The organism is Streptomyces sp. SID13726, assembly GCF_010548375.1.
In the GTDB taxonomy this organism is placed as follows: domain Bacteria; phylum Actinomycetota; class Actinomycetes; order Streptomycetales; family Streptomycetaceae; genus Streptomyces.
This window is the reverse complement of sequence record NZ_JAAGLY010000004.1, coordinates 106,910-130,750: the sequence shown is the minus strand read 5'-3', so window position 1 is coordinate 130,750 and position 23,841 is coordinate 106,910. Positions and strand designations below refer to the sequence as shown.

The window sequence follows — 23,841 nt, the reverse complement described above, 5'->3', positions numbered from 1 at the left end:
CTGCATGGCCATGGACGTCATCTCCGTCATCCGCACCAAGCGGGACCGCGGCGAACTCAGCGACGAGCAGATCGACTGGGTCATCGACGCGTACACCCGCGGGGAGGTCGCCGACGAGCAGATGTCCGCGCTCGCGATGGCGATCCTGCTCAACGGCATGAACCGCGGCGAGATCGCCCGCTGGACCGCCGCGATGATCGCCTCGGGCGAGCGCATGGACTTCTCGTCCCTGTCCCGCCCCACCGCCGACAAGCACTCCACGGGCGGTGTCGGCGACAAGATCACGCTGCCGCTGGCGCCCCTGGTGGCGGCGTGCGGCGCGGCGGTCCCGCAGCTGTCGGGCCGGGGCCTCGGCCACACCGGCGGCACCCTGGACAAGCTGGAGTCGATCCCGGGCTGGCGCGCACTGCTCTCGAACGAGGAGATGCTGAACGTCCTCGACACGACCGGCGCGGTGATCTGCGCGGCGGGCGACGGCCTGGCTCCGGCCGACAAGAAGCTCTACGCCCTGCGGGACGTCACCGGCACGGTCGAGGCGATCCCGCTGATCGCCTCCTCGATCATGTCGAAGAAGATCGCGGAGGGGACGGGCTCGCTGGTCCTGGACGTGAAGGTGGGCACGGGTGCCTTCATGAAGACCATCGAGGACGCGCGCGAGCTGGCGTCCACGATGGTGGGCCTGGGCACCGACCACGGGGTGCGGACGGTCGCGCTCCTGACCGACATGTCGACCCCGCTCGGCCTCACGGCCGGCAACGCGCTCGAAGTCCGCGAGTCGGTGGAGGTCCTCGCGGGCGGCGGCCCGTCGGACGTCGTGGAGCTCACCGTCGCGCTGGCCCACGAGATGCTGGCGGCGGCGGGCATCCGCGACGCCGACCCGGCGAAGGCCCTGGCTGACGGCTCGGCGATGGACGTCTGGCGCCGGATGATCGCGGCCCAGGGCGGCGACCCGGACGCGGCACTGCCGGTCGCCCGCGAGCAGCACGTCATCAAGGCCCCGGCCTCGGGCGTCCTGACCCGCCTCGACGCCTACGGCATCGGCGTCGCCGCCTGGCGCCTCGGCGCGGGCCGGGCCCGCAAGGAGGACCCGGTGCAGGCGGGCGCGGGCGTGGAACTCCACGCCAAGCCCGGCGACACGGTGGCGGAGGGCCAGCCGCTGCTGACCCTGCACACGGACACGCCGGAACGCTTCGCGTACGCCCTCCAGTCGATCGAGGGTTCCTACGACATCGGGGCGGCGGGGACGGACTTCACGGCTTCGCCGGTGGTGCTGGAGCGCATTTCCTGAAGCAGGTGAACGAAGGGGGCCGGGCCTGGGAGAGGTTCCGGCCCCCTCCGCATGCCTGGCCTCTTTCGCGTGCCCGGGGCCGGGACTCAGCCGAGGACCGTCGCCACGACGACCAGCACCGGTACCGACAGCACCGTCGAGACCAGGATCGAGTCGCGGGCCAGGCGTTCGCCGACGTGGTAGGTCGAGGCGTAGGTGTAGAGGTTCTGGGCGGCCGGGAGGGCCGAGGTGACCACCACGTCCAGGAGCTGAGGCCCGTGGAGGCCGAAGACTCCGGTGGCGAGGGCCCAGGCGGCTGCGGGCTGGCCCACCGACTTCAGGGCGACCGAGAGGAGGACGAGCTGTCGGTCGGGTCCGCGGCCGGGCATCGTGCTGCCGCACAGAGAGATGCCGAAGGCGAGGAGGACCGCCGGGACCGACATGCCGCCGATGAGGGAGATCGGGTCCATCACCGCGGCCGGGACGTGGATGTGCGCCGCCGAGACCGCCACCCCGGCCAGGGAACCGAGGGCGATCGGGTTGCGCAGGGGAGTGAGCAGCCGTAGCCACAGCGGGCTCTTGCCGCCTGTGCCCGAGGCCAGGTCCAGGACCGTGAGCGCGACCGGGGTCACCCCGACCAGCTGGAAGAGCAGGACCGGCGCCACCAGGGACGCGTCGCCCAGGACGTACACCGCGATGGGGATGCCGAGGTTGCCGGAGTTGACGTACGACGAGCACAGCGCGCCGATCGTCGTACGGCCCAGGCCCCAGCCGCGTACGACACCCACCGCGACGAAGACGCCCGCCGCCGCTGTCGTGCTCAGTGCCGTGACGAGCAGGCGGCTGGAGAAGATCACCGACAGGTCGGCCTTCGCCAGCGTGGTGAACAGCAGGGCCGGGGACGCCACATGGAAGGCCAGCTTGGTCAGGACCTCGCGGCCCTGGTCGCCGAGGTAGCCGCGCAGGCCGATGACGTAGCCGACGCCGATGACGACCGCGATCACCGCGAAGCCAGTCAGCACTCCCTGCACGGAGGCTCCTCAAGGGTGAGGAGAGCGTGCGGTATCCAGGGAGGTGATGATCGGTGGCGCATACAGGCAACCCTCGGGGGAAGGCGGCGCCCAGGTCAATGTGATTCTGCGTGGCCGATGAGTTACGCCCGCCCGCCCGGTCTACCGCTCGTGGACGCCATGACACCCGCCGTACTCGTGCTTGCCGGCCCCGTCACCCGGGACGAGGTGACGGGGCTGAGCGACGAGGTCCGCAAGCTGTTGCGGGCGACCGGTGCCGGGGTCGTGGTGTGTGATGTCGCCGGGCTCGGGCCGCCGGGGCTCGGTGCCGTCGACCTGCTCGCGCGGCTCCAGCTCGCGGCCCGGCGCGGCGGGGGCCGGATCCGGCTGCGCGACCCCGATCCCGGGCTACACGCCCTCCTCGATCTCGTCGGCCTCCGCTTCGAGGTGGAGGGGCACGCCGAAGAGCGGGAACCAGCGCTGGGTGTCGAGGAAGAAGTGGAACCCGGTGAGCCGGCCGTCTGAGATCTCCAGCACCTGGATCGACCAGGGGCTGTAGCCGCCCTTCTCCGGGTCCGGCTTGTACTGGGCGAATCCCGGCAGGCCGTTGACCTGTACCGGCAGCAGGCGGGAGCCCTCGCAGGCGGAGCCCAGGGTGGTCATGAAGCCCGCGATGTCGGCGTGGCCCGTCAGCCACAGGTCGAACGGCGGCATCGTCATGATGGCGTCCTCGTGGAGCAACGCCGTCAGGGCTGTCATGTCGTACCCCTCGAACGCCTTCACATAGCGGTCCAGGAGCTTCTGCTGCTCCTCGTCCAGGGGGTCGGAGACGGCCGCGTCGGCGCCGTGCTCCTCCCGCTCGGCGAGGGTGGCGCGGGCGCGCTGGAGGGCGCTGTTGACCGAGGCGACGGAGGTGTCGAGGAGTTCGGCGACCTCGCTCGCCTTCCAGGCCAGCACCTCGCGCAGGATGAGCACCGCGCGCTGCTTGGGCGGCAGTTGCTGGAGGGCGGCCATGAAGGCGAGCCGCACGGTCTCCTTGGCGACGGCCGCCTCCGCCGGGTCCTCGACGGTGGGCAGGACGCGGTTGTCCGGCATCGGCTCCAGCCAGGTGTGGTCAGGGCGGGGGGAGAGGGCGGCCTGGGCGAGGGGGGTGGACTCGGAGAGGTCCATGGGGCGGGCGCGCTTGTTGCCCGCGGTGAGCATGTCCAGGCAGACGTTGGTCGCGATCCGGTACAGCCAGGAGCGGAGGCTGGAGCGGCCCTCGAACTTGTCGTAGCTCCGCCAGGCCCGTACGAGGGTGTCCTGCACCGCGTCCTCGGCCTCGAAGGAGGAGCCGAGCATGCGGTAGCAGTACCCGGTCAGCTCCGTGCGGTGCTTCTCGAGCCTGAGGTCGAGGTCTGTCGTAGTAGCCGTGCCGTCCGTCATCGTCCACCCACCCCTGTGGCCGTGCTGTGTCGCGCCTTTGCGCCCAGTACTCGGAAACTACCGCAGGGGTCTGACAATGGCGTGCCGAGTGGGGGAACGTGCAGGTCGGACGGTTTTCGCCCCCGCCGCCCCTACCCGTCCCATCCTCCAGGGGCCGCCGCCCCCTCGCCCCCGCTCCCAGGGGGCACCGCCCCCTGGACCCCCGCTCCTCAAACGCCGGAGGGGCTGAATGGGGCGGTTGCGCCTCAGGGGAGGGAGGGGGTGGGTGGGGCGGTTGCGCTGCCGGTGTGGGAGGGGATGCAGTGGGGCGGTTGCGTCTTCTGCGTGGGAGGGGCTGAGTGGGGCGGTCGTGCCGTGAGCGTGGGATGGGCTGAGTAGGGCGGTTGTGCCTCCGACGCCGGATGGGCTGAGTGGGGCGGCCGCGCTGTCAGCATGGGAGGGGCTGTGTAGGGCGGTCGTGCCGCCGACGCCGGAGGGGTTGAGCGAGTCGGCCGCGCCGCCAGCCCGGGAGGAGCCGAATGGGACGGCCGTACCTCAAACACTGGAAGGGCCGAATGGGACCGCCCCGCCTCCGACACCGGCGAAGCCGCTGCCCCGACCGTGCCTCCGACACCGGCGAAGCCGCTGCTCCAACCGCCCCCCCCCGACACCGGCGAAGCCCCCCGCGTCGAGGCCGGACAAACCGATCCCCCGGTCGACCGACCTCGACCGGGGGAAACGGGGACGTGCGGCTCAGGCCGTTGCGAGCCGCTGCTGGGCCCGGGCCGCACGTGATCCGAGGACGGTGATCGACACGACGCCGAGTACCGCGAGGAGGCCGACTCCGACCGTTCCGGTCCAGCCGTTCGCGTGGAAGGCGAGGGCGCCCACCGTGCTGCCCGCGCTGGAGCCGATGTAGTACGCCGACTGGTACAGCGCGGAGGCCTGGGCGCGGCCGTGGGTGGCCGTCTTGCTGACCGCCGAGGACGCCACCGCGTGGCCCGCGAAGAAGCCGCCGGTGATCAGGACCAGGCCGAGCAGGACGAGCCACAGGGAGCTGGAGAGGGACAGCAGCAGACCGCTCGCCGTCGTGCCGCCCGCCGCGTACAGGGCGCCCCTGCGGCCCAGCCGGCCGACCAGGCGGCCCGCCGTCGACGCGGACACCGTGCCCACCAGGTAGACCAGGAAGATCGAGCCGATGACGCCCTGGGGGAGCGAGAAGGGCGCCTCGGTCAGGCGGTAGCCGATCACCGTGTACACGCCGCCGAACACCGTCATGAACAGCGCGCCGATCGCGTACAGGCGCCGCAGGAGAGGGTTCGAGAGGTGGGCGCGGACCGTGCCCAGCAGGACGGCCGGCTTCAGGGAGCCCGCCTTGAAGTGCTGCGGCGCCGGGAGCAGCAGGCGGAACGCCACCGCGCACGCCACCGCGATCGCGCCGATGACCCCGACGGCCACCCGCCAGCCCCACTCCTGCGCGACCCAGCCGGTGATGACCCGGCCGCTCATCCCGCCGACGCTGTTGCCCGCCACGAACAGGCCGATCGCCGTGACCAGCGCCTTCGGCCGGACCTCCTCGGCGAGATACGCCGTCGCGGAGGCGGGCAGTCCCGCCAGGGCCGCGCCCTGCACCGCGCGCAGCACGACCAGCGCGGGCAGCGAGGGCGCGAAGGGGACCAGGAGTCCGACCGTCACCGCGACCGCGAGCGAGCCCGTCATGACCGTACGGCGTCCGTAGCGCTCGGAGAGGGCGCTCATCGGCAGCACGAACAGCGCCAGTCCGCCGGTCGCCGCCGCCACCGTCCAGCTCGCCTCGCTCGCCGCCACCCCGAACTCGCCCGAGATCAGCGGGAGCAGGGCCTGGGTGGAGTACAGCAGCGCGAAGGTCGCGACACCGGCGAGGAAGAGGGCGAAGCTCATCCGGCGGTAGCCGGGTCCGCCCGGGGTCAGTCGGGAGTCGGTGGCGGGGACGGGGGATGCGGCGCCCACGCGGGTGGACGCCTCGGTACTGGCAGGCATGCTTCGAACCTAAGGACCCGCCGCTCATCCGTCCAATGCATGGATTCGCCATAATCGTTCCCATGGTGCATCAGCAGAGGTCACAGGCTCATCTGTCACCGTCCAGTGACACAGAAGACATCGTCGCGCTGCTCGCGCCCCGGCTCGCGTACTTCGCCGGGGTCGCCCGCACCGAACACGTCACGAGGGCCGCGCAGGAGATGGACGTACCACAGTCGACGCTCTCCCGGGCGATGGTCCGCCTCGAACAGGACCTGGGCGTCGACCTGTTCGCCCGCATCGGCCGCACGGTCTCCCTCACCCCCGCCGGGCGCACGTTCCTCGGCTCCGTCGAACGCGCCCTCGCCGAGATCGAGCGGGCCGCCGACGAGGTCCGCGCGGACGCCGACCCGGCCACCGGCAAGGTCGCCTTCGGCTTCCTCCATACGATGGGTTCGGAGACGGTACCTGGGCTGATCCGGGCCTTCCGCGCCGATCACCCGCGCGTCCGCTTCAGCCTCGTCCAGAACTACGGCGAGGCGATGATCGAGCGGCTGCGGGCCGGAGAGCTGGACCTGTGCCTGACCTCCCCGGTCCCGGACGCCCCCGACCTCGTGGCCCGCCGCCTCGACGAGCAGAAGCTGCGGCTCGTGGTACCCGCCGACCACCGCCTCGCGGCGCGCAAGCGGGTACGCCTCGCCGAGGCCGCCGACGAGTCCTTCGTCACCCTGGAACCCGGCTACGGGCTGCGCCGCATCACCGACGACCTCTGCCAGGAGGCCGGCTTCAAGCCGCGCATCGCCTTCGAGGGGGAGGAGGCGGAGACGCTGAGGGGGCTGGTGGCGGCGGGGCTGGGGGTGGCGCTGCTGCCGCCCCCGGCCTTCCCCCGCCCGGGAGTCGTGGAGCTGACGGTCACCGCCCCGAAGGCCGCCCGGGAGATCGGCGTGGCCTGGCTGGACGGCCACCCGGACACCCCACCGGTGACCGCCTTCAAGAAGTTCCTGCTGTCGAGAAGGGGCAACCTGCTCCCCTGAACCCGGAGCCCTCCCGGCTGAACCCGGCGGCCCTCCCGGCTCAGAGCTCCGCGATCACGAGCCCCGCCGCGACGACCAGGAACAGCACACCGAGCACCAGCAGCGCGTTGGGGCGCGGACGTCGCTCCGGGTCATGGGACTCGGCTCTCCGTACGTCCCTGAGGTCGGCCGGGTTGTAGACGAGCTCGACCGGATCCCCCAGGTCGACCGTTTCGGGTCCTTGCGGGGCGCCCACCGAGCCCTGCCGGGTCACACCGTCCGGAGTCGTGAACCTGACGATCACACTCGTGGGCCGCGACTGCCCCGGCCTGAAGACCCTGTCCTCCACGATCCCCGTGACGGAAGCCGCGTCGCGCCACAGGCGCAGATCCTTGCGGTGGATCACTGTTCCGCCCACCGCGAGGAGCAGGCCGAAGAACACCAGTCCGAGCGCCAACTCCTCCTCTCCTCCCCGCCCTACCGTCTGCGCCCGAACCCGGAAGCGAGCGGCATCCGCAGCCCCAGTGGCGGAGGTGCCGCCAGCGCGTCCTGCACCGGTCGGGACAGTGCCCGCCCGAACAGCGCGCCCAGTACGAAGTCCTCGGTGAGCGCCTGGACTTCCGCCCGGTACTGATGCAGTCCGTGTCCGTCGGAGTGCACCTCGAAGCGGCACACCTCCCGGTTCGCCTTCTTCGCGCGGGAGGCGAGGCGGAAGGACAACTCAGGGTCGGTGCGCTCGTCGTTGGTGCCGTGGACGATCAACACCCGGCGCCCCACGAGCTGTTTCACCGGTTCGGGCGTCGCCGCCACGTCCTCCTCGGGCAGCCAAGGGGCGATCGCCACCACGGAGTTGACGGCCTCGTGGCCGCCCGCGTGCAGCGCGGCCCGGCCGCCCATGTCGACGCCGACCAGGGCCACGGGGACGTCGCCGTAGCGCCGTACGACCTCGTCCGCCGCCCAGGCCGCGTCGTGCGCGAGATGCGCCTCGCTGCCGTTCCATCCGCGATAGCGGTAGTGCACGAGGTGCGCCGCGAGCCCGTCCGGCTGTCCGGCGCGGGCCAGCCGGCGGCCGAGCGCGCGTACGCCGGAGGTCTGAAGGACCGTGGAGGGTCTGCGAGTTGAGGTTTCGTCGCCGCCCGGGAGGAGCAGCACCACCCCGCTCACCGCCACCGGCTCCGGGCCGAGTGTCCTGCCCAGTCGGGCGCTGCGAACCGGCGTCGCTTGCTGTGCCATGACAGAACAGTGTCAGAAGCCCGGGTGTACGACACGGGGCGGGGCGGTCACCGTTACGTATCGGCGGATTCGTACAGCGGGCGATCTACGCGCGTAGGAGTTAGAGTGCGGAAATGACGAGCCAGACTGACCGGATGGGGACCTCCCCGAGCTCGGACCAGATCCGCCGGGCACCCAAGGTCCTGCTGCACGATCACCTCGACGGCGGGCTGCGTCCCGGCACGATCGTCGACCTCGCCCGGGAGACCGGGTACACCGCGCTTCCCGAGAGCGACGCCGACCGGCTGGGCGTCTGGTTCCGCGAGGCCGCCGACTCCGGTTCGCTGGAGCGGTACTTGGAGACCTTCTCGCACACCGTCGGCGTCATGCAGACCCGTGACGCGCTGGTGCGGGTCGCCGCCGAGTGCGCCGAGGACCTCGCCGAGGACGGGGTCGTCTACGCCGAGGTGCGGTACGCCCCCGAACAGCACCTGGAGCGGGGCCTGACCCTCGAAGAGGTCGTCGAGGCCGTCAATGAGGGCTTCCGGGAAGGGGAGCGGCGGGCGCGGGCCAACGGCCACCGCATCCGCGTCGGCGCCCTGCTCACCGCCATGCGGCACGCGGCCCGGGCCCTGGAGATCGCCGAACTCGCCAACCGCTACCGGGACCTGGGGGTCGTGGGCTTCGACATCGCCGGGGCCGAGGCCGGTTACCCGCCCACCCGGCACCTCGACGCCTTCGAGTACCTCAAGCGCGAGAACAACCACTTCACCATCCATGCCGGTGAGGCCTTCGGGCTGCCGTCCATCTGGCAGGCGCTCCAGTGGTGCGGCGCCGACCGGCTCGGGCACGGGGTGCGGATCATCGACGACATCCAGGTCCACGAGGACGGCACGGTCAAGCTCGGCCGGCTCGCCTCGTACGTCCGGGACAAGCGGATCCCGCTGGAGCTGTGCCCCAGCTCCAACCTCCAGACCGGCGCCGCCTCCTCATACGCCGAGCACCCGATCGGGCTGCTGCGGCGGCTGCACTTCCGGGCCACCGTGAACACCGACAACCGGCTGATGTCCGGGACCAGCATGAGCCGGGAATTCGAGCATCTTGTCGACGCGTTCGGTTACACGCTCGACGACATGCAGTGGTTCTCCGTCAATGCGATGAAATCAGCGTTCATTCCTTTCGATGAACGACTGGCCATGATCAATGACGTCGTCAAGCCCGGATATGCGGAGCTGAAGTCCGAATGGCTGTTCCAGCAGACCGCCTCCACCAGCGGTTCTGTGGCCGACGAAGGCTGACCGAGTAAATTCTCAGGCAAGGAATGCGGGCGGGTGTTCACAATCCGTCCGCATTTCGATGTTTGCGGTGGGTGCCCTCGCGTGTTTACGGTCTTGGACCGCTCACTTCCCCGTAAACCCATTTCGAGGACGCATTTCATGAAGCAGTCTGCTGCCAAGACCCTCGGTGTCGCCGCCCTCGGTGCCGCCTTCGCCGCCGCGGGCGCGGGTGCCGCGACCGCCGCCCCGGCGCTGCCGGACGCCACCCAGGCGCTGGGCACCCTCTCCCAGGTCCAGGGGCTCCCGACGGAGAACGTCACCAAGGCGCTGCCGGGTGCCGGTGAGGCGCTGGCGCAGGCCCAGCCGGCTCTCGGTGCGGGCCTCGCGGCCGCCCAGCCCGCCGCCCAGAAGGTGCTCGCCGACGGCCCGACCGCGCCCGTCGCCGGTCTCCTCGGCGGCCTGCCGGTCGGCAAGGTCCTGCCCGGCGGCGCCGGCACCGGTGTGAACGGCCTGCCCCTCGGCTGAGCCCCGCACCCCTGGCACACGCCGGTGGGGCGCACCCCTCGAACTCGGGGTGCGCCCCACCGGCGTACGTGTGCGAGGGCGGTTACCAGGCGGCCTGCGCCTTCTCCTCGGACGGGAACAGGATCCACAGCGCGATGTAGAGCAGGAACTGCGGGCCCGGCAGCAGGCAGGACACCAGGAAGATGACCCGCATGGTGGTCGCGGAGGTGCCGAAGCGCCGTGCCAGCGCGGCACACACTCCGCCGATCATGCGGCCGTTGGTGGGGCGGGCGAGGCGGGACATTGCGGCTCCTTCGCGAGCGTCGGTGATGCGGGTCCGGACGGACCCCTTCGGCTGGTCCGGGTGACCCGTTCCAGCTGTCTTCAACGCTACGGAGACGAACAACGCGAAGCGTCGCTCTACGGTGCGATGCCGACCCTGGGAATCGTCGGGGTCCTACCCTGAGCCGGCTCCTCCTGGCGGACGGCGGTGCGCCCGCCCCGGTCGGACCTGCGGCGGAGCCAGTGGCGGGCCGCCGGCACGACCGCGAGGTGCGCGAGGGCCACGCCGACGGTGTTCAGCAGCAGCGAGTCGATGTCGACGACCTGGCCGGGGACACCGGTCTGCAGGAGTTCGATGCCGAGGGAGATCAGGGCGCCCGCGGCGGAGGTGCGGATCAGGGAGCCGAGCGGGGAGGCCGCGAGCCTTCCGTGCACCATCGGCAGCAGGAAGCCCAGCGGAGCCAGCAGGGCCAGCCCCTCGCCGATCCGGCGGGCCGCCTCCGGCCAGCCGAGCGCGAGGTCGGCCCGGATCGTCGCCAGCGGGTGCAGGTTGGCCGGGACGACCCAGGGCACGTCCAGGGGCCGTAGCGCGAACCAGGCGACGAACGCGAGGTGTGCGACGAGGAGGACACCTCCTGCCACACGGACGCGAAAGGCGGCACTGCCGCCGATGAGGCCTTGACGCTGCACGATCCACAAGACGCCGCCCTCGGCACGATCGGTTCCGGAACACCCCCAGGTACCTGCGTGAGGTGTGCGCCACACGTGGTGGCCGGGCGTACGTCAGCCGCCCGTCACCTCGCTCGACGGGGGCTGTTCGCTGCCCGGCCGGGAGCGGACCTCGTCGGTGCACTCGTAGCGGCGCAGCGGGGCGGTGGCCGGGCCGCCGAGGATCACGGAGCCGTCGCCCTCGGCCGCGGCCGAGTCGGAGAAGGTGCACACGAGCTGCGCGAGGGAGTAGGCCGACAGCTCGGCGGGCGGGGTGCTCAGCCGCAGGGTGTCCTCGGGGTCACCTTGCCGGGGCCCGCCCACGGTGGTGCCGCCGCGCACGTACGTCGCGTAGCCGGCCTCGCGCTCGGCCGTCGACGGGGCCTCCGCGAGCTGGTCCAGGAGCCCCTGCGCGACCAGTACCCGGCGCTCGGAGTCCGCCGTGCCGTCCGGCACCCGCAGGGTCCGGTCCACGGCCACCAGCGACGACCCGCACAGCAGGAACACCTGCACGGCCAGCCCCCGTGACGCCTGCGACGCCGCACCCGGCTCCGACAGCGAACACCGCACCCGGGAGGGCGCGGGCCCGAAGTCGGTGGGCACCTCGGTGGAGCGGATGCCGCAGCCGGCGAGCAGGAGGCCGAGCAGGGGGAGCGCCAGCAGCCGGCGCCCGCCCCGCGCGGCACGCGCTGTCTCCGCCCGCCCCGGGTGTCGTCCCTCCGTGCGCATCACGCGTCCCCCTTCTTCGCCCCGTCGTCCTTCTTGCCCTCGAGCTCCGCGGCCAGGTCCGAGGCGTCCCGGGGCAGGCGGAGTGTGAACACCGCACCGCCGTCGGGGGAGTTGGCCGCGGTGATCTCGCCGCCGTGGATGTGGGCGTTCTCCAGGGCGATGGAGAGGCCGAGGCCGCTGCCCTCGGAACGGGGGCGGGAGGCGCTGGCCTTGTAGAACCGGTCGAAGACATGCGGCAGGACGTCCTCGGGGATGCCCGGGCCGCCGTCCCGAACGGCGATCACGACCTCGTCCGCCGCCGCCCGCACCGACACCTTCACCGGCGATCCGCCGTGCTTGAGCGCGTTGCCGATCAGGTTGGCCAGGATGACGTCCAGGCGCCGCGGGTCGAGGCGGGCGTGGATACCGCGCTCGGCGTCCAGCTCCACCGCGTCCAGCCACGCGCGCGCGTCGATGCACGCGGTGATCTGGTCGGCCACGTCCACGTCGTCCAGGACAAGACGGGCCGTGCCCGCGTCGAAGCGGGTGACCTCCATGAGGTTCTCGACCAGGGAGTTCAGTCGCCGCGTCTCGCTGACCACCAGCCGCACGGCGGGCTCGATCATCGGGTCCATCGAGCCGGACTCCGCCTCCAGCTCCTCCTCCAGGATCTCCGTCACGGCGGTGATCGCGGTGAGCGGCGTCCGCAGCTCATGGCTCATGTCCGCCACGAAGCGCCGCGAGGCGTCGTCGCGGGCGGCCATGTCGTCGACCCGTTTCTCCAGCGCCTCGGCCGCGTAGTTGAACGTCCGTGACAGATCCGCGAGTTCGTCGGTGCCGGAGACCCTGAGCCGGGTGTCCAGCCGGCCCTCGCCCAGCCTGCGGGCGGCGACCCCGAGCCGGTGCACCGGCTTCAGCACGGTCGTCGCGGCGGCCTGGGCGAGCAGCGCGGAGCCGATCAGGGCGAGCCCGGTGGCGATACCGAGCGACCAGGCGAGGGAGTTGAGGTCCTTCGCCTCCGGCTCCAGGGACTTCAGGATGTAACCGGTCGGGCCGCCGCCGATCACCTTGGTGCCGGCGACCAGATACGGGGTGTCGTGCTCGACGATCCGCTGCCAGTACAGGTGGTACGCGTACTTGTTGGCGGAGCTGACGGCCTGCTTCTCGTTCACCGCCTCGCGCAGCGACACGGGCACGTCCTGGAGCGTGAAGCCGTCCAGGGCGCCCGAATTGCCGTACACGGTCCGGCCGTTGGCGTCGGTGGCGACGAGCAGCACGCTGAAGCGCTGGCCGCTGCCCGCCATCTGCCCGGCCGCCTGCTGGAGTTCGTCCTGGGTGGGGTTCTCGGGCAGGGCGCCCGCGCGGTTCTGCATCTCCTGCTGGAAGTCGCGCAGCACCGCGTCCTGGGCGCGGGTGAGGACCGCCTCGCGGTTGAGCCAGTACGCGATCCCGGACGCGGACACGGCGGCGGTCAGCGCCACCAGCCCGAAGACGACCACGAGACGCAGTCGCAGACTGGTGAAACGCAGCCGTGACCACACTCCCTTGCGAGCCGCGAACCAGCCGCGGAACCCCCCTTGCGCTTCGGTCACTGAGGCGTGTCCAGCCGGTAGCCCACGCCCCGCACGGTCCGGATCAGCGTCGGGGACGACGGCACGTCCTCGACCTTCGCGCGCAGCCGCTGCACACACGCGTCCACCAGGCGCGAGTCACCGAGGTAGTCGTGCTCCCACACGAGCCGCAGCAACTGCTGGCGGGACAGCGCCTGTCCGGGCCGCCGGCTCAGCTCCAGGAGCAGCCGCAGCTCGGTCGGGGTGAGCTGGAGATCCTCGCCGTTCTTCGTCACGGTCATGGCCGCGCGGTCGATGACCAGGCTGCCGAAGCTCGCCGCGTCGGTCGACTCGCGCTCCCCGCGCCGCAGCACGGCCCGGATCCGGGCGTCGAGCACCCGCCCCTGGATCGGTTTGACCACGTAGTCGTCGGCGCCGGACTCCAGGCCGACCACCACGTCGATGTCGTCGTTCCGGGCGGTCAGCAGGATGATCGGCAACTGGTCCGTGCGCCGGATGCGCCGGCACACCTCGAACCCGTCGATGCCGGGCAGCATCACGTCCAGCACGATCAGGTCCGGCCGCTGCTCACGCAGCAGTTTGAGGCCGTCCTCGCCGGTGGCAGCCGTGGCAACCCGGTGGCCCTGGCGCGTGAGACTCAGCTCCAGGGCGGTACGGATGGCGTCGTCGTCCTCGATCAGCAACAGGGAAGGCACGGGCTCATTCTGGCCCATGGAGGGGGTGCGGTTCGACCTGTGGGGACACGGCAGTCCGTACGACACCCACCCGTGGGTCCGCTGTGCAATTCCTGAGACCGACCCCTGTGACAGGTCTGTGACAGTCGGCGGACACGGTCATGAAGGTGCGAGGGCAAGCTTTTCGGCACGGGCAAGGCGGCACCGCCCGGGCAGACCGAACACCGGAAGTCCACGACGGGGGGCGCGAGATGAACACGCTGCACAGCACCAGCACTAGCGCAGTGATCACGCGTCTCCACGACGTGAACGGGGGCCGGGGTTCCGACAAGTCCGGTGCCGTGAGCGGGCGGGGGTGCGCTCGCGGCACCGGGCGTCAGCACACCGCGTACATGTCGGTGGTTGACACCTTCACGGGGGATGCGCACGGGGGAGCGTCGTACAGGGAGGACACGGGGGAGCGTCGTTCGCTGTCGGAGGCGGAGTTCACCGCCTACGTCCAGGAGCGCCGCGCCTCCCTGTACGCAACCGCCTACCACCTGACCGGCGACCGCTTCGAGGCCGAGGACCTGCTCCAGAGCGCGCTGTTCTCGACGTACAAGGCGTGGGACCGGATCAGCGACAAGGCCGCGGTCGGGGGCTACCTCCGCCGCACCATGACGAACCTGCACATCAGCGCGTGGCGCCGCCGCAAGCTGAACGAGTACCCGACCGAGGAACTGCCGGAGACGCCCGGCGACACGGACGCGATGCGCGGCACGGAACTGCGCGCGGTCCTGTGGCAGGCGCTCGCCCGGCTCCCCGAACTCCAGCGCACGATGCTGGTCCTCCGTTACTACGAGGGCCGCACCGACCCGGAGATCGCGGAGATCCTCGACATCAGTGTCGGCACGGTGAAGTCCAGCATCTGGCGCTCCCTGCGCCGGCTGCGCGAGGACGAGGTCCTCAGCTTCGGCCGTGACGAGGAGAACGCCTTCGGGGAGCTGGTGGCCTGAGGGTGGGGGGAAGCAAGTAACGGGGGACCGGGGACCGGCTGGGGGGCCGGTACCCGGGGGGGACCTACGGGGGTCACGGGGGGCCAACGGGGGAGCACCACCACGGGGAGCACCAAGAAGCGGGACTGGAGGGCCGGGGGGTCCGTCCAGTCCCGCTTTGCTGTGTCTACGGCCATGGCGGCGCCGAAGTCGCCCGGCGCGGTCGCCTCAGGCCGCCGGGGTCGCCGTCGGACGGTGGCTCGCCGCCGCGCCGAGGCGGGTGAGGGCCTCGTCCTTGTCGCAGGCGTGGGCGCCGAGGGCGGTCTGGCGGGCGACGATCGAGCGCTCCAGGCGCATCAGGCGCCAGCCGCGGCGGAGCAGGAACGGCACCGACTTGCGGCCCTCGCGCAGGTCCCGCAGGAACCGGCGGCGGAAGGTGCGCACCGGACCCCGGCTCAGGCACAGCGCGTCGGCCAGCACGCCGAGTTCCCGGCAGCGGGTGACGATCTCGGCGGCGAAGATGCCCTCCGCGATGAACAGCGGGGTCGGGCCCAGGTCGACCGCCTCCTCGCCGGTGCGGGCGCTCAGCGAGAGGTCGTAGACCGGGATCTTCGTACGGCCCGTGCGGCACAGTTCGACGATCGCCGCCACGGCGGTGTCCGCGTCCCAGGAGCCGGGGTGGTCCCAGTCGATGTCGGAGCTCCCCGCCACCAGCGGCAGTGTCGGGTCGTCGCCCTCCTTGTAGAAGTCGTCGAGCCGCAGGACCGGTAGGCCGGAACGGGCCGCGAGGAGGGACTTGCCGGAGCCGGAGGGGCCGCAGAGCAGCACGACTCGCGTCGGTATGGGCGGTTGGGGACTCACGGGACACCAGTGTGAGGCATTCACCTGCTGTTCATCGACCCCGCGGGTCGGCTTTGAAGCGCGCGTCACACTTCAACTACCCTTCGTGCCGACTCGATTACCCCCTGTACGGATAGGTGGCAGAAACGATGGCCCGATACGAGAACCCGACCGCTCAGCGCGCGCTCGTCGCCCTGGCGACGGCGGGAGTGGCGCTCGGCGCCGGAGCGGTGACGGCGTCCGCCGCGGAACCGGTCGTCGACGTGGTGCGCACCCGGCCCACCTCGCTGGGGAGCGTCGACCCCCAGGCCGGGTTGCAGGGCCTCACGTCGACCGTCGGTTACGTCACCGGGCCGGTCTCCGGTCTCAAGCCGAACCCGCTGGCGGGGACGGGCGTCGACCCGCTGGACAACGGCGTAGGCACGCAGCTCGCCGACTTCCAGCCCCTGGCCACGCAGGCGTTGACGGGTCCGGTGGCTCAGGCGCAGTCGATCGGGTCCATGCCGGTGGTGGGGCAGGTGGCGGGGTTGCTGAACGGTTGATGGCGGGGCGGGTGGAGGGCCGCGCCTTCCGGGTGGCGGAGGTGCGGCCCTCGGTCTCGATCAGGCGGTGCGGCCGAGAGGGGTGGCCATGATGCGGATCACGTCGTCGTCGATGATGTACAGGACTCGGCAGTCGCCCACGTACAGGCGGCGGACATCCCGTGATCCGTACGGCACCGACGTCGCCGGATGCGGATTGTGGGCCAGCTCGTCGATGGCGTCGAGGACCATGGCCAGGCCGCCCGGATCCTCCTTGAGAAACCGCGGCCCCGCGTCCAGGGCTCGCGGCTCGAAGACGATCTCGTAGGTCACTTCTTCTCGAACCCCAGCCGCCGTCGTACCTCGTCCATGGGGATCCCCGGCTCAAGCGTCCCCTCCGCCTTGCGGCGCTGGTGGTCGGCCAGCGCCAGGGCGTCTTCGAGGTCCTCTATCACCTGCGGTGACACGAGAAGCGCGGCCACGTGTCCGTGGTCGGTGAGGGCGATGGTCTCGCGGCCGTGGGCGGCGTGGCGGACCAGGTCGCCGAGCTGGGCACGGGCGGCGCTGATGGCGATCTTGGCCATGCCGGAAGGGTTGCACTAGGTGCATCCAGTGGTCAATTTATCGAACTGGTGAGCCGCGCCCACCCTGAAAGTGGGTGGGCGCGGCTCATGGCCTGCACGGGATCAGTAGGACGAACCCGACGCGCCCAGCGAACCCGTCGGGTGCCACACCGTCTTCGTCTCCAGGAAGGCCGTCATGCGGTCCGTGCCCGGGGTCTCCGTCCAGTTGTCCACAGGCTGTGGACGCAGGACTCGCTTCAGGTTGTCCGCCGCCGCGATCTCCAGTTCCTTGGCGAGGATCTCGTCGGCGCCGGCCAGGTCGATCGCGTTGACGTCCTGGTGGGAGGCGAGCGTGGTGGCGATCTCGGACGTGCGGCCCGAGAGGACGTTGACCACGCCTCCGGGGACGTCCGAGGTGGCCAGGACCTCGCCCAGGGACAGGGCGGGGAGGGGGGACTTCTCCGAGGCCACCAGGACCGCCGTGTTGCCCGTGGCGATGACCGGGGCCAGTACCGAGACCAGGCCGAGGAACGACGACTCCTGTGGGGCCAGGACGGCCACCACGCCGGTCGGTTCGGGGGAGGAGAGGTTGAAGTACGGGCCCGCGACCGGGTTGCCGCCGCCGACCACCTGGGCGATCTTGTCGGTCCAGCCCGCGTACCAGACCCAGCGGTCGATGGTCGCGTCCACCTGCTCGGCGGCCTTCGACTTCGACAGACCCTCCGCGTCGGCGACCTCCGACACGAACTGCGCCCTGCGGCCCTCCAGCATCTCCGCCACGCGGTAGAGGACCTGGCCGCGGTTGTAGGCGGTCGCGCCGGCCCAGCTGCCGAACGCCTTGCGCGCGGCGACGACCGCGTCCCGGGCGTCCTTGCGGCTCGACTGCGGTGCGTTCGCCAGCCACTTGCCCTTTGCGTCGGTCACCTCGTACACCCGGCCGCTCTCGGAACGCGGGAACTTCCCGCCGACGTACAGCTTGTAGGTCTTGAAGACAGACAGGCGATCAGACATCGAGGTATGCCTCCAGGCCGTGGCGACCGCCCTCGCGGCCGAAGCCCGACTCCTTGTAGCCGCCGAAGGGCGAGGTCGGGTCGAACTTGTTGAACGTGTTGGACCAGATCACGCCCGCGCGGAGCTTGTTCGCCACCGCGAGGATCCGTGAGCCCTTCTCGGTCCAGATGCCCGCCGACAGGCCGTACTGGGTGTTGTTGGCCTTGGCGACCGCCTCGTCCGGGGTGCGGAAGGTCAGGACCGACAGCACCGGGCCGAAGATCTCGTCGCGGGCGATGGTGTGCGCCTGGGTGACGTTGGTGAAGAGCGTCGGGGCGAACCAGTAGCCGGAGGAGGGGAGTTCGCACTCCGGGGACCAGGGCTCGGCGCCCTCGGCCGTGCCCTTCTCGACGAGCGAGGTGATCCGCGCGAGCTGCTCGGCGGAGTTGATCGCGCCGATGTCGGTGTTCTTGTCGAGCGGGTCGCCGAGGCGGAGGGTGGCGAGGCGGCGCTTGAGGGAGTCCAGCAGCTCGTCCTGGATCGACTCCTGGACGAGGAGGCGGGAGCCCGCGCAGCAGACCTGGCCCTGGTTGAAGAAGATGCCGGTGACGATCCCCTCGACGGCCTGGTCGATCGGGGCGTCGTCGAAGACGATGTTGGCGCCCTTGCCGCCCAGTTCGAGGGTGAGCTTCTTGCGGGTGCCCGCGACCGTGCGCGCGATCTCCTTGCCGACCGCCGTGGAGCCGGTGAACGCCACCTTGTTGACGTCCGGGTGCGCGACGAGTGCGGCGCCCGAATCGCCGTAGCCCGGAAGGATGTTGACGACACCCTTGGGCAGGCCCGCCTGGCGGCAGATGTCCGCGAAGAACAGGGCGGACAGGGGGGTCGTCTCGGCGGGCTTCAGGACGACGGTGTTGCCCGTCGCGAGCGCCGGGGCGATCTTCCACGCGAGCATCAGCAGCGGGAAGTTCCACGGGATGACCTGGCCGGCCACGCCGAGGGGCTTCGGCGAGGCGCCGAACCCGGCGTGCTCCAGCTTGTCGGCCCAGCCCGCGTAGTAGAAGAAGTGCGCGGCGACCAGGGGGAGGTCGGCGTCGCGGGTCTCCTTGATGGGCTTGCCGTTGTCCAGGGTCTCCAGGACGGCCAGCTCGCGGCTGCGCTCCTGGATGATCCGGGCGATGCGGAACAGGTACTTGGCGCGCTCGGAGCCGGGTAGTGCCGACCACTTCTCGAAGGCCTTGCGGGCGGCCTTCACCGCGCGGTCGACGTCCGCCTCGCCCGCCTGGGCGATCTCGGACAGGACCTCTTCGGTGGACGGGGAGACGGTCTTGAAGACCTTGCCCTCGGCCGCCTCCACGAACTCGCCGTCGATGAACAGGCCGTAGGAGGGGGCGATGTCGACGACCGAGCGGGACTCGGGTGCGGGCGCGTAATCGAATGCCGATGCCATGGTGATCAGTCCACCGTCACGTAGTCGGGGCCGGAGTAGCGGCCGGTGGCCAGCTTCTGACGCTGCATCAGCAGGTCGTTCAGGAGCGAGGAGGCGCCGAAGCGGAACCAGTGGTTGTCCAGCCAGTCCTCGCCGGCGGTCTCGTTGACCAGTACGAGAAACTTGATCGCGTCCTTGGTCGTACGGATGCCGCCGGCCGGCTTCACGCCCACCTGTACGCCGGTCTGGGCGCGGAAGTCACGCACCGCCTCCAGCATGAGGAGGGTGTTCGCCGGGGTGGCGTTCACCGCGACCTTGCCGGTGGACGTCTTGATGAAGTCCGCGCCGGCGAGCATGCCGAGCCAGGAGGCCCGGCGGATGTTGTCGTACGTCGACAGCTCGCCGGTCTCGAAGATGACCTTGAGCCGGGCGGCGGTCCCGCAGGTCTCGCGGACGGCGACGATCTCGTCGTACACCTTCATGTAGTGGCCCGCGAGGAACGCCCCGCGGTCGATGACCATGTCGACCTCGTCGGCACCGGCGGCCACGGCGTCGCGCACGTCGGCCAGCTTCACGTCGAGGGCGGCGCGGCCGGCCGGGAAGGCGGTGGCGACGGAGGCGACCTTGACGGCGGAGCCGGCGACGGCCTCCTTGGCGACGGCCACCATGTCGGGATAGACGCAGACCGCGGCCGTCGCGGGGGTCGTGCGGTCGGTCGGGTCGGGGCGGACCGCCTTGGCGCCGAGCGCCCGGACCTTGCCGGGGGTGTCCGCGCCTTCCAGCGTCGTCAGGTCGACCATCGAGATGGCGAGGTCGATGGCGTACGCCTTCGCGGTGGTCTTGATGGAACGGGTGCCGAGCGAGGCGGCGCGCGCCTCCAGGCCGACCGCGTCCACGCCGGGCAGCCCGTGGAGGAACCGGCGCAGCGAGCTGTCGGACGCGGTCACGTCCGTGAGCGGATGTGCGGCTGATGCAGTGGTGGGCATGGTCACCAGACGAGCATATCTACGCGCGTAGCGGCTGTACAGGGGGCCCGTGCGCCCACATCGGGGGGTGCGGAGCCGCACCCACACGTGAAGGGGGCCCCTGCGGCGCTTAGGATCGCGGGCATGACGTCCGCACCCCCCGAGTCCAGGGACCGCATCTACCGCTCACCCATGGCACTGATCGGCGGCTTCCTCCTCCTCGTCATCATCGGCTGGCTCGGCGTCGACGCAGTCGTCTCCGGCTCCGGGCGCACCCCGTGGCTCGCCCTCGCCGCCCTGATCCTGCTCGTGCCCCTGGTCTCCGCCTTCACCCTGCGCCCGGCCGTCTTCGCGAACAACGACCGCCTGCGCATCCGCAACCCCTTCCGGGTGATCGTGGTGCCCTGGGGCGAGGTCGAGACCCTCCGGTCCGGTTACTCCAACGAGGTGCTCAGCAAGGCCGGCGTCAAGTACCAGCTGTGGGCGATCCCGGTCTCCCTGCGCGGCCGCAAGAAGGCGGCCCGGCAGACGGCCCGGCAGGCCTCGGGCCGCGGGCGGGGGTCCAGCCGGGGGCTCGGGCTGTTCGGCGGCGGGATGCACACCGACGCCCTCGGCGGCCGCACCCCGCTCCCGGAGGGCCCCACCCGGGCCGAGACGGACAAGATCATGGACGATCTGCGCGAACTGCTGGAGGCCCGCACCAAGGCGGAGACCTCTCAGGGCGAGGTGACCGTGCGCTGGGCGTACGAGATCGCCGGGCCCGCGGTGGCCGGTGCGGTGCTGCTGGCGATCCTGCTCGCGGTCGGGTGACGTCCGGCGGGTGCCGCACCTCGCCGTCCGGCGGCCGCGGGCCCGTCGCGGCCGGTCGCGCCCACGCGGCGGTGGCCGCGGACCGGAACGGCCCCGCGGCCCCTGGAGGCTCCTACGGCGGGCCTGTCCATACGAGTGTCATGTAGGCGCCCCAGTACGCCGAGCCCAGTACCGCAGCGGCCAGCGCGAACCTGCGGTAGCGGGCCGTCGCCCTCGTCAGGCGTACGGCGATCGGGAGCAGGAGAGGGAACGCCGGCAGCAGGTAGCGGGCCCGGGGGAAGTAGACGCCCCCGCTGGCCAGCACGATCAGCAGGGTGACGGCCGTGAACACCAGCAGCGGCAAGGGCTGGCGGTCCCGGGCCGACAGGGCCCACAGGGCCGTCGACGCCAGCAGGGTCGCCGTCACCAGGAGCAGGAAGAGTTCCGGTGTCGAGTCGTAGAGCAGCAGGCTCCTGAACTGGCGCAGGGTCTCCAAGCCACCGTCCAACTCGTTCCGCCAGGTCCGCTGTACGGCGAAGTAGCCGTCCCAGCGGCCCAGGCGCAGGCCCACCCAGCCGACGTACGCGCACCAGCCGAGCGGGGCGAGGGCGGCGGCCGCCAGGGCGCGGGGGCGGCGCCAGGACAGCAGGCAGGTGAGGGAGACCGCGGCGGCCACCGCGATGCCCGTCGGGCGGGTCAGGCCGGCCAGGACCGCGAGCCAGGCCGCGGTGAGGGGGCGGTCGGCGAGCAGGGCGTACAGCGCCCAGGCCGCGAGCGCCGTGAACAGGGACTCGGTGTAGCCCATCCACTGGACCAGGCCGACCGGGAGGGCCGCCCACAGGACCGTCAGCAGGACGCCGACGCGCGGGCCGTGCAGCCGGGCGCCGACCGCGTAGACACCCCAGGCCGCGAGCAGGGAGGCGGCGACCGCCAGGCACAGGCCCGTGCTGGCGCGGGTGCCCGGGGTGACGGCGGCGACGGCCTTGACGAGGACCGGGTACAGCGGGAAGAAGACCAGGTTGTTGCCGCCGTCCATGCCGCCGAGGTGGTGCGCGTAGCCGTGGTCGGCGATGCCCAGGTAGTACTCGGCGTCCCACTGGGTGGCCAGAACCGGCCAGACGCCGTGGTGTTGACGGTGGGCCCAGAGCGTGAGGACCACCAGGCCCAGGGCGCGGACGCCGATGTGGGCGAGCAGGGCCCGCGCGAGGGGCGGGACGCGGTGGCGGGGTGCCTCCGGGGCGGTGGCCGCACGGTTCGGTGGCGGCCGGAGGGCGGTCGAGGACACGGTGAGGGGGCTCCAGGGCTGGCTCGGGGGCGCTTCCCGTCCACCGTTGCCCGGGGGCCGGGGCGGGACGCGGAACCAAGGTCAACATCCATCCCTAAATCACCCGATGGGGTGCTCCCGACCAGTACATGGGTCAACCCAGAGGTCCAGTCCAGTCGCCATTCACCGGGCGCTGTCAGTTTTCGGCCATGAACGCACCCCTGAACACCCCGCGCATGGGCATCCCCGCGCGGCTCGCGGACACCCTGAGCATGCCGGAGCGGCACGAATACCTCCGGCGGTCCCTGTCCCGGCGCGGTCTCCTCGCCGCGAGCGCGGTCGCCGGCGCGGCCGGCCTCGCCGCGAGCGGTACGGCCGCGGCGGCGACCCCCGACCTCGTCACCCGCTCGGCCACCGAGCACGTCGACGGCGCGCTCGTCGCCCCGTTCGGCCGCCACCTCGCCTACGGCGCCGACCCGCGCACCCAGATGCGGGTGTCCTGGCAGGTGCCGCTGCCCGTCCGCAACCCCTTCCTGCGGATCGGCCTGAGCCCGCTGGACCTCGGACACCGCGTCCACGCCGAGATCCGCGACCTGTTCACCCCGGCCGGGGTCGGCAAGAGCGCCGACATCGACCAGTACTACGTGCACGCGGCCCTCGACAACCTGCGGCCCGGGACGACGTACTACTACGGCGTCGGCCACGACGGCTTCGACCCGGCCCACGCCGGTGCCGCGCACACCGTCTACTCCTTCACCACCGCCCCCGACACCCACACCCGCAGGCCCTTCGCCTTCACCGCGTTCGGCGACCAGAACCCGAGCTACACCTCCATCGGGCTCAACGCCCTTGTCCAGGCCCAGAATCCGGCCTTCCACCTGCACGCGGGCGACATCTGCTACGCCGAGGAGACCGGCCACGGCCTGCCCGCCGACAGCAGCAACTACGACGCCCGGCAGTGGGACCAGTTCCTCGCCCAGATCGAACCGACGGCCAGCCGGGTGCCGTGGATGGTGGCGTTCGGCAACCACGACATGGAGGCCTGGTACTCGCCCAACGGGTACGGCGGCAACGAGGCCCGCTTCACGCTGCCGGGCAACGGGTTCGATCCGGAGAAGGCACCGGGTGTGTACTCGTTCGTGCACGGCAACGTGGCCGTCGTCTCGGTCGACGCCAACGACGTGTCGTACGAGATCCCCGCGAACCGCGGTTACACGGACGGTCGTCAGACCGCCTGGCTCGACAAGCGGCTGGGTCAGCTGCGGCGGACGCCCGGGGTCGATTTCATCGTGGTGTTCCACCACCACTGCGCCTACTCCACCACCAGCTCGCACGCCTCCGAGGGCGGGGTGCGCGAGCAGTGGGTGCCGCTGTACGAGAAGCACCAGGTGGATCTCGTCGTCAACGGGCACAACCACGTCTACGAGCGCACCGACCCGGTGGTGCGGGACAAGGCCGTGCGCGAACTGCCCATCGGGGGCACGCACGAGCCGGCCCGGGGCGGTGTCGTGTACGTGACCGCGGGGGCGGGCGGGGAGAGCGTGTACAGCTTCCCCGTGGCCGACAGCTACGAGGGGCACGAGGACGAGGTCGGTCCGGTGCCGACGTACTACACGGGGGCGAGCGGTCAGGTCACCGAGAGCGTGGACTGGTCGCGGGTGCGGTACACCGGGTACTCGTTCATCCGCGTCGATGTGAAGCCGGCTTCCGCGGGGCGGACTTCGACGCTGACCGTGCGGGCGCTGGCGGCGACCGGGGTCGAGGTGGACCGGTTCGTCGTGGCGCGGAAGGCGCGCTGAGGAGAGTTGAGGAGAGGGGTGAGGGGCGGCCCGGACGGGGGCCGCCCCTCGGTTCTGGTGCCGGTTCGGGTCAGGTGCC

26 protein-coding genes are annotated in these 23,841 nt (G+C 71.6%); 9 read left to right on the top strand and 17 right to left on the bottom strand.

What is annotated here, in order from left to right:
* The first annotated feature begins 10 nt into the window (after positions 1-10).
* Positions 11-1,288, top strand: a complete 1,278-nt coding sequence (locus tag G3I78_RS11860) for a thymidine phosphorylase (protein WP_203614904.1) — start codon at positions 11-13, stop codon at positions 1,286-1,288.
* 86 nt (positions 1,289-1,374) lie between these two features.
* Here G3I78_RS11860 and G3I78_RS11855 read toward each other — a convergent pair whose 3' ends face one another.
* Positions 1,375-2,298 (bottom strand): AEC family transporter, encoded by a 924-nt coding sequence (locus G3I78_RS11855; RefSeq protein ID WP_164423337.1) that lies wholly within the window; start codon positions 2,296-2,298, stop codon positions 1,375-1,377.
* Positions 2,299-2,415: 117 nt separating this feature from the next.
* Here G3I78_RS11855 and G3I78_RS11850 point away from each other — a divergent pair, with 117 nt between their 5' ends.
* Positions 2,416-2,802, top strand: a complete 387-nt coding sequence (locus G3I78_RS11850; RefSeq protein WP_164423335.1) for an STAS domain-containing protein — start codon at positions 2,416-2,418, stop codon at positions 2,800-2,802.
* Here G3I78_RS11850 and G3I78_RS11845 read toward each other — a convergent pair.
* Entirely contained in the window at positions 2,686-3,702 is a 1,017-nt protein-coding gene (locus G3I78_RS11845) for a sigma-70 family RNA polymerase sigma factor (protein ID WP_164423333.1), read from the bottom strand. The genes G3I78_RS11850 and G3I78_RS11845 overlap by 117 nt on opposite strands.
* A 732-nt stretch (positions 3,703-4,434) precedes the next feature.
* Positions 4,435-5,700, bottom strand: a complete 1,266-nt coding sequence (locus G3I78_RS11840; protein ID WP_164423329.1) for an MFS transporter — start codon at positions 5,698-5,700, stop codon at positions 4,435-4,437.
* Between the two features lie 62 nt (positions 5,701-5,762).
* On the opposite strand from G3I78_RS11840, the gene G3I78_RS11835 reads away from it, so the two are divergent.
* Positions 5,763-6,713, top strand: a complete 951-nt coding sequence (locus tag G3I78_RS11835; RefSeq protein ID WP_164423326.1) for a LysR family transcriptional regulator — start codon at positions 5,763-5,765, stop codon at positions 6,711-6,713.
* Positions 6,714-6,753: 40 nt separating this feature from the next.
* On the opposite strand, the gene G3I78_RS11830 is transcribed toward G3I78_RS11835, so the two are convergent.
* Both G3I78_RS11830 and G3I78_RS11825 read right to left on the bottom strand, forming a co-directional pair.
* Positions 6,754-7,149: a DUF3592 domain-containing protein gene (locus G3I78_RS11830; protein WP_164423324.1), complete on the bottom strand. Its 396-nt coding sequence runs from the start codon at positions 7,147-7,149 to the stop codon at positions 6,754-6,756.
* Positions 7,150-7,169: 20 nt separating this feature from the next.
* Positions 7,170-7,925, bottom strand: coding sequence for an alpha/beta hydrolase (locus G3I78_RS11825; RefSeq protein WP_164423322.1), 756 nt, complete (start codon positions 7,923-7,925; stop codon positions 7,170-7,172).
* Positions 7,926-8,038: 113 nt separating this feature from the next.
* Between G3I78_RS11825 and G3I78_RS11820 the strand changes: the two genes are divergently transcribed.
* Positions 8,039-9,202: an adenosine deaminase gene (locus G3I78_RS11820; protein ID WP_164423320.1), complete on the top strand. Its 1,164-nt coding sequence runs from the start codon at positions 8,039-8,041 to the stop codon at positions 9,200-9,202.
* Between the two features lie 138 nt (positions 9,203-9,340).
* Complete coding sequence (locus tag G3I78_RS11815) at positions 9,341-9,706, top strand: ATP-binding protein (protein ID WP_164423317.1); 366 nt, start codon at positions 9,341-9,343, stop codon at positions 9,704-9,706.
* Between the two features lie 82 nt (positions 9,707-9,788).
* Here G3I78_RS11815 and G3I78_RS11810 read toward each other — a convergent pair whose 3' ends face one another.
* The 5 genes from G3I78_RS11810 to afsQ1 form a co-directional block, all read right to left on the bottom strand.
* The gene (locus G3I78_RS11810) at positions 9,789-9,989 is read right to left on the bottom strand and encodes a PspC domain-containing protein (protein WP_037718826.1); all 201 of its coding nucleotides are present in this window, start codon (positions 9,987-9,989) and stop codon (positions 9,789-9,791) included.
* Positions 9,990-10,105: 116 nt separating this feature from the next.
* Positions 10,106-10,657, bottom strand: coding sequence for a VanZ family protein (locus tag G3I78_RS11805; RefSeq protein WP_164423314.1), 552 nt, complete (start codon positions 10,655-10,657; stop codon positions 10,106-10,108).
* Between the two features lie 93 nt (positions 10,658-10,750).
* Positions 10,751-11,404 carry a hypothetical protein gene (locus G3I78_RS11800; protein WP_164423311.1) on the bottom strand — a complete coding sequence of 218 codons (654 nt, stop codon included), beginning with the start codon at positions 11,402-11,404 and terminating at the stop codon, positions 10,751-10,753.
* Positions 11,404-12,975 (bottom strand): HAMP domain-containing sensor histidine kinase, encoded by a 1,572-nt coding sequence (locus tag G3I78_RS11795; RefSeq protein ID WP_164423308.1) that lies wholly within the window; start codon positions 12,973-12,975, stop codon positions 11,404-11,406. Before G3I78_RS11795 ends, G3I78_RS11800 begins: the two co-directional genes overlap by 1 nt.
* The gene (gene afsQ1, locus G3I78_RS11790) at positions 12,972-13,649 is read right to left on the bottom strand and encodes a two-component system response regulator AfsQ1 (RefSeq protein WP_020118753.1); all 678 of its coding nucleotides are present in this window, start codon (positions 13,647-13,649) and stop codon (positions 12,972-12,974) included. Before afsQ1 ends, G3I78_RS11795 begins: the two co-directional genes overlap by 4 nt.
* A 230-nt stretch (positions 13,650-13,879) precedes the next feature.
* Here afsQ1 and G3I78_RS11785 point away from each other — a divergent pair, with 230 nt between their 5' ends.
* On the top strand, positions 13,880-14,623 hold the full coding sequence (locus G3I78_RS11785) for a SigE family RNA polymerase sigma factor (RefSeq protein ID WP_164423305.1): 744 nt from the start codon (positions 13,880-13,882) through the stop codon (positions 14,621-14,623).
* Between the two features lie 207 nt (positions 14,624-14,830).
* Here G3I78_RS11785 and G3I78_RS11780 read toward each other — a convergent pair whose 3' ends face one another.
* A complete protein-coding gene (locus G3I78_RS11780) occupies positions 14,831-15,487 on the bottom strand; it encodes a uridine kinase (RefSeq protein WP_164423302.1) in 657 nt (218 codons plus the stop codon).
* A 104-nt stretch (positions 15,488-15,591) separates the two neighbouring features.
* Here G3I78_RS11780 and G3I78_RS11775 point away from each other — a divergent pair, with 104 nt between their 5' ends.
* On the top strand, positions 15,592-15,984 hold the full coding sequence (locus G3I78_RS11775) for a hypothetical protein (protein ID WP_164423300.1): 393 nt from the start codon (positions 15,592-15,594) through the stop codon (positions 15,982-15,984).
* 60 nt (positions 15,985-16,044) lie between these two features.
* On the opposite strand, the gene G3I78_RS11770 is transcribed toward G3I78_RS11775, so the two are convergent.
* The 5 genes from G3I78_RS11770 to deoC form a co-directional block, all read right to left on the bottom strand.
* Positions 16,045-16,296, bottom strand: coding sequence for a type II toxin-antitoxin system RelE/ParE family toxin (locus G3I78_RS11770; protein WP_164423297.1), 252 nt, complete (start codon positions 16,294-16,296; stop codon positions 16,045-16,047).
* Positions 16,293-16,547 carry a type II toxin-antitoxin system Phd/YefM family antitoxin gene (locus G3I78_RS11765; RefSeq protein ID WP_164423294.1) on the bottom strand — a complete coding sequence of 85 codons (255 nt, stop codon included), beginning with the start codon at positions 16,545-16,547 and terminating at the stop codon, positions 16,293-16,295. The genes G3I78_RS11770 and G3I78_RS11765 overlap by 4 nt, the downstream gene beginning before the upstream one ends.
* Positions 16,548-16,649: 102 nt before the next feature.
* Entirely contained in the window at positions 16,650-17,537 is an 888-nt protein-coding gene (locus G3I78_RS11760; protein WP_164423292.1) for an aldehyde dehydrogenase family protein, read from the bottom strand.
* Complete coding sequence (locus G3I78_RS11755; RefSeq protein WP_164423290.1) at positions 17,530-18,966, bottom strand: aldehyde dehydrogenase family protein; 1,437 nt, start codon at positions 18,964-18,966, stop codon at positions 17,530-17,532. The genes G3I78_RS11760 and G3I78_RS11755 overlap by 8 nt, the downstream gene beginning before the upstream one ends.
* A gap of 5 nt (positions 18,967-18,971) precedes the next feature.
* On the bottom strand, positions 18,972-19,931 hold the full coding sequence (gene deoC, locus G3I78_RS11750) for a deoxyribose-phosphate aldolase (protein ID WP_164424149.1): 960 nt from the start codon (positions 19,929-19,931) through the stop codon (positions 18,972-18,974).
* Positions 19,932-20,054: 123 nt separating this feature from the next.
* Between deoC and G3I78_RS11745 the strand changes: the two genes are divergently transcribed.
* Positions 20,055-20,720 (top strand): PH domain-containing protein, encoded by a 666-nt coding sequence (locus G3I78_RS11745; protein WP_164423288.1) that lies wholly within the window; start codon positions 20,055-20,057, stop codon positions 20,718-20,720.
* A gap of 112 nt (positions 20,721-20,832) precedes the next feature.
* Here the strand turns inward: G3I78_RS11745 and G3I78_RS11740 are convergent, their stop codons facing one another.
* A complete protein-coding gene (locus tag G3I78_RS11740) occupies positions 20,833-21,984 on the bottom strand; it encodes a hypothetical protein (protein ID WP_164423286.1) in 1,152 nt (383 codons plus the stop codon).
* A 215-nt stretch (positions 21,985-22,199) separates the two neighbouring features.
* Between G3I78_RS11740 and G3I78_RS11735 the strand changes: the two genes are divergently transcribed.
* Positions 22,200-23,762 (top strand): metallophosphoesterase family protein, encoded by a 1,563-nt coding sequence (locus tag G3I78_RS11735; RefSeq protein ID WP_164424147.1) that lies wholly within the window; start codon positions 22,200-22,202, stop codon positions 23,760-23,762.
* Positions 23,763-23,841 lie beyond the last annotated feature (79 nt).

Excerpts from the sequence above, each read along its gene's own strand:
- G3I78_RS11860 (WP_203614904.1), top strand. The coding sequence starts at position 11 with ATGGACGTCATCTCCGTCATCCGCACCAAGCGGGACCGCGGCGAACTC.
- G3I78_RS11850 (WP_164423335.1), top strand. The coding sequence starts at position 2,416 with ATGAGTTACGCCCGCCCGCCCGGTCTACCGCTCGTGGACGCCATGACA.
- G3I78_RS11845 (WP_164423333.1), bottom strand. The coding sequence starts at position 3,702 with ATGACGGACGGCACGGCTACTACGACAGACCTCGACCTCAGGCTCGAG.
- G3I78_RS11840 (WP_164423329.1), bottom strand. The coding sequence starts at position 5,700 with ATGCCTGCCAGTACCGAGGCGTCCACCCGCGTGGGCGCCGCATCCCCC.
- G3I78_RS11835 (WP_164423326.1), top strand. The coding sequence starts at position 5,763 with ATGGTGCATCAGCAGAGGTCACAGGCTCATCTGTCACCGTCCAGTGAC.
- G3I78_RS11825 (WP_164423322.1), bottom strand. The coding sequence starts at position 7,925 with ATGGCACAGCAAGCGACGCCGGTTCGCAGCGCCCGACTGGGCAGGACA.
- G3I78_RS11820 (WP_164423320.1), top strand. The coding sequence starts at position 8,039 with ATGACGAGCCAGACTGACCGGATGGGGACCTCCCCGAGCTCGGACCAG.
- G3I78_RS11815 (WP_164423317.1), top strand. The coding sequence starts at position 9,341 with ATGAAGCAGTCTGCTGCCAAGACCCTCGGTGTCGCCGCCCTCGGTGCC.
- G3I78_RS11810 (WP_037718826.1), bottom strand. The coding sequence starts at position 9,989 with ATGTCCCGCCTCGCCCGCCCCACCAACGGCCGCATGATCGGCGGAGTG.
- G3I78_RS11800 (WP_164423311.1), bottom strand. The coding sequence starts at position 11,404 with ATGCGCACGGAGGGACGACACCCGGGGCGGGCGGAGACAGCGCGTGCC.
- G3I78_RS11785 (WP_164423305.1), top strand. The coding sequence starts at position 13,880 with ATGAACACGCTGCACAGCACCAGCACTAGCGCAGTGATCACGCGTCTC.
- G3I78_RS11775 (WP_164423300.1), top strand. The coding sequence starts at position 15,592 with ATGGCCCGATACGAGAACCCGACCGCTCAGCGCGCGCTCGTCGCCCTG.
- G3I78_RS11765 (WP_164423294.1), bottom strand. The coding sequence starts at position 16,547 with ATGGCCAAGATCGCCATCAGCGCCGCCCGTGCCCAGCTCGGCGACCTG.
- G3I78_RS11760 (WP_164423292.1), bottom strand. The coding sequence starts at position 17,537 with ATGTCTGATCGCCTGTCTGTCTTCAAGACCTACAAGCTGTACGTCGGC.
- G3I78_RS11755 (WP_164423290.1), bottom strand. The coding sequence starts at position 18,966 with ATGGCATCGGCATTCGATTACGCGCCCGCACCCGAGTCCCGCTCGGTC.
- deoC (WP_164424149.1), bottom strand. The coding sequence starts at position 19,931 with ATGCCCACCACTGCATCAGCCGCACATCCGCTCACGGACGTGACCGCG.
- G3I78_RS11745 (WP_164423288.1), top strand. The coding sequence starts at position 20,055 with ATGACGTCCGCACCCCCCGAGTCCAGGGACCGCATCTACCGCTCACCC.
- G3I78_RS11735 (WP_164424147.1), top strand. The coding sequence starts at position 22,200 with ATGGGCATCCCCGCGCGGCTCGCGGACACCCTGAGCATGCCGGAGCGG.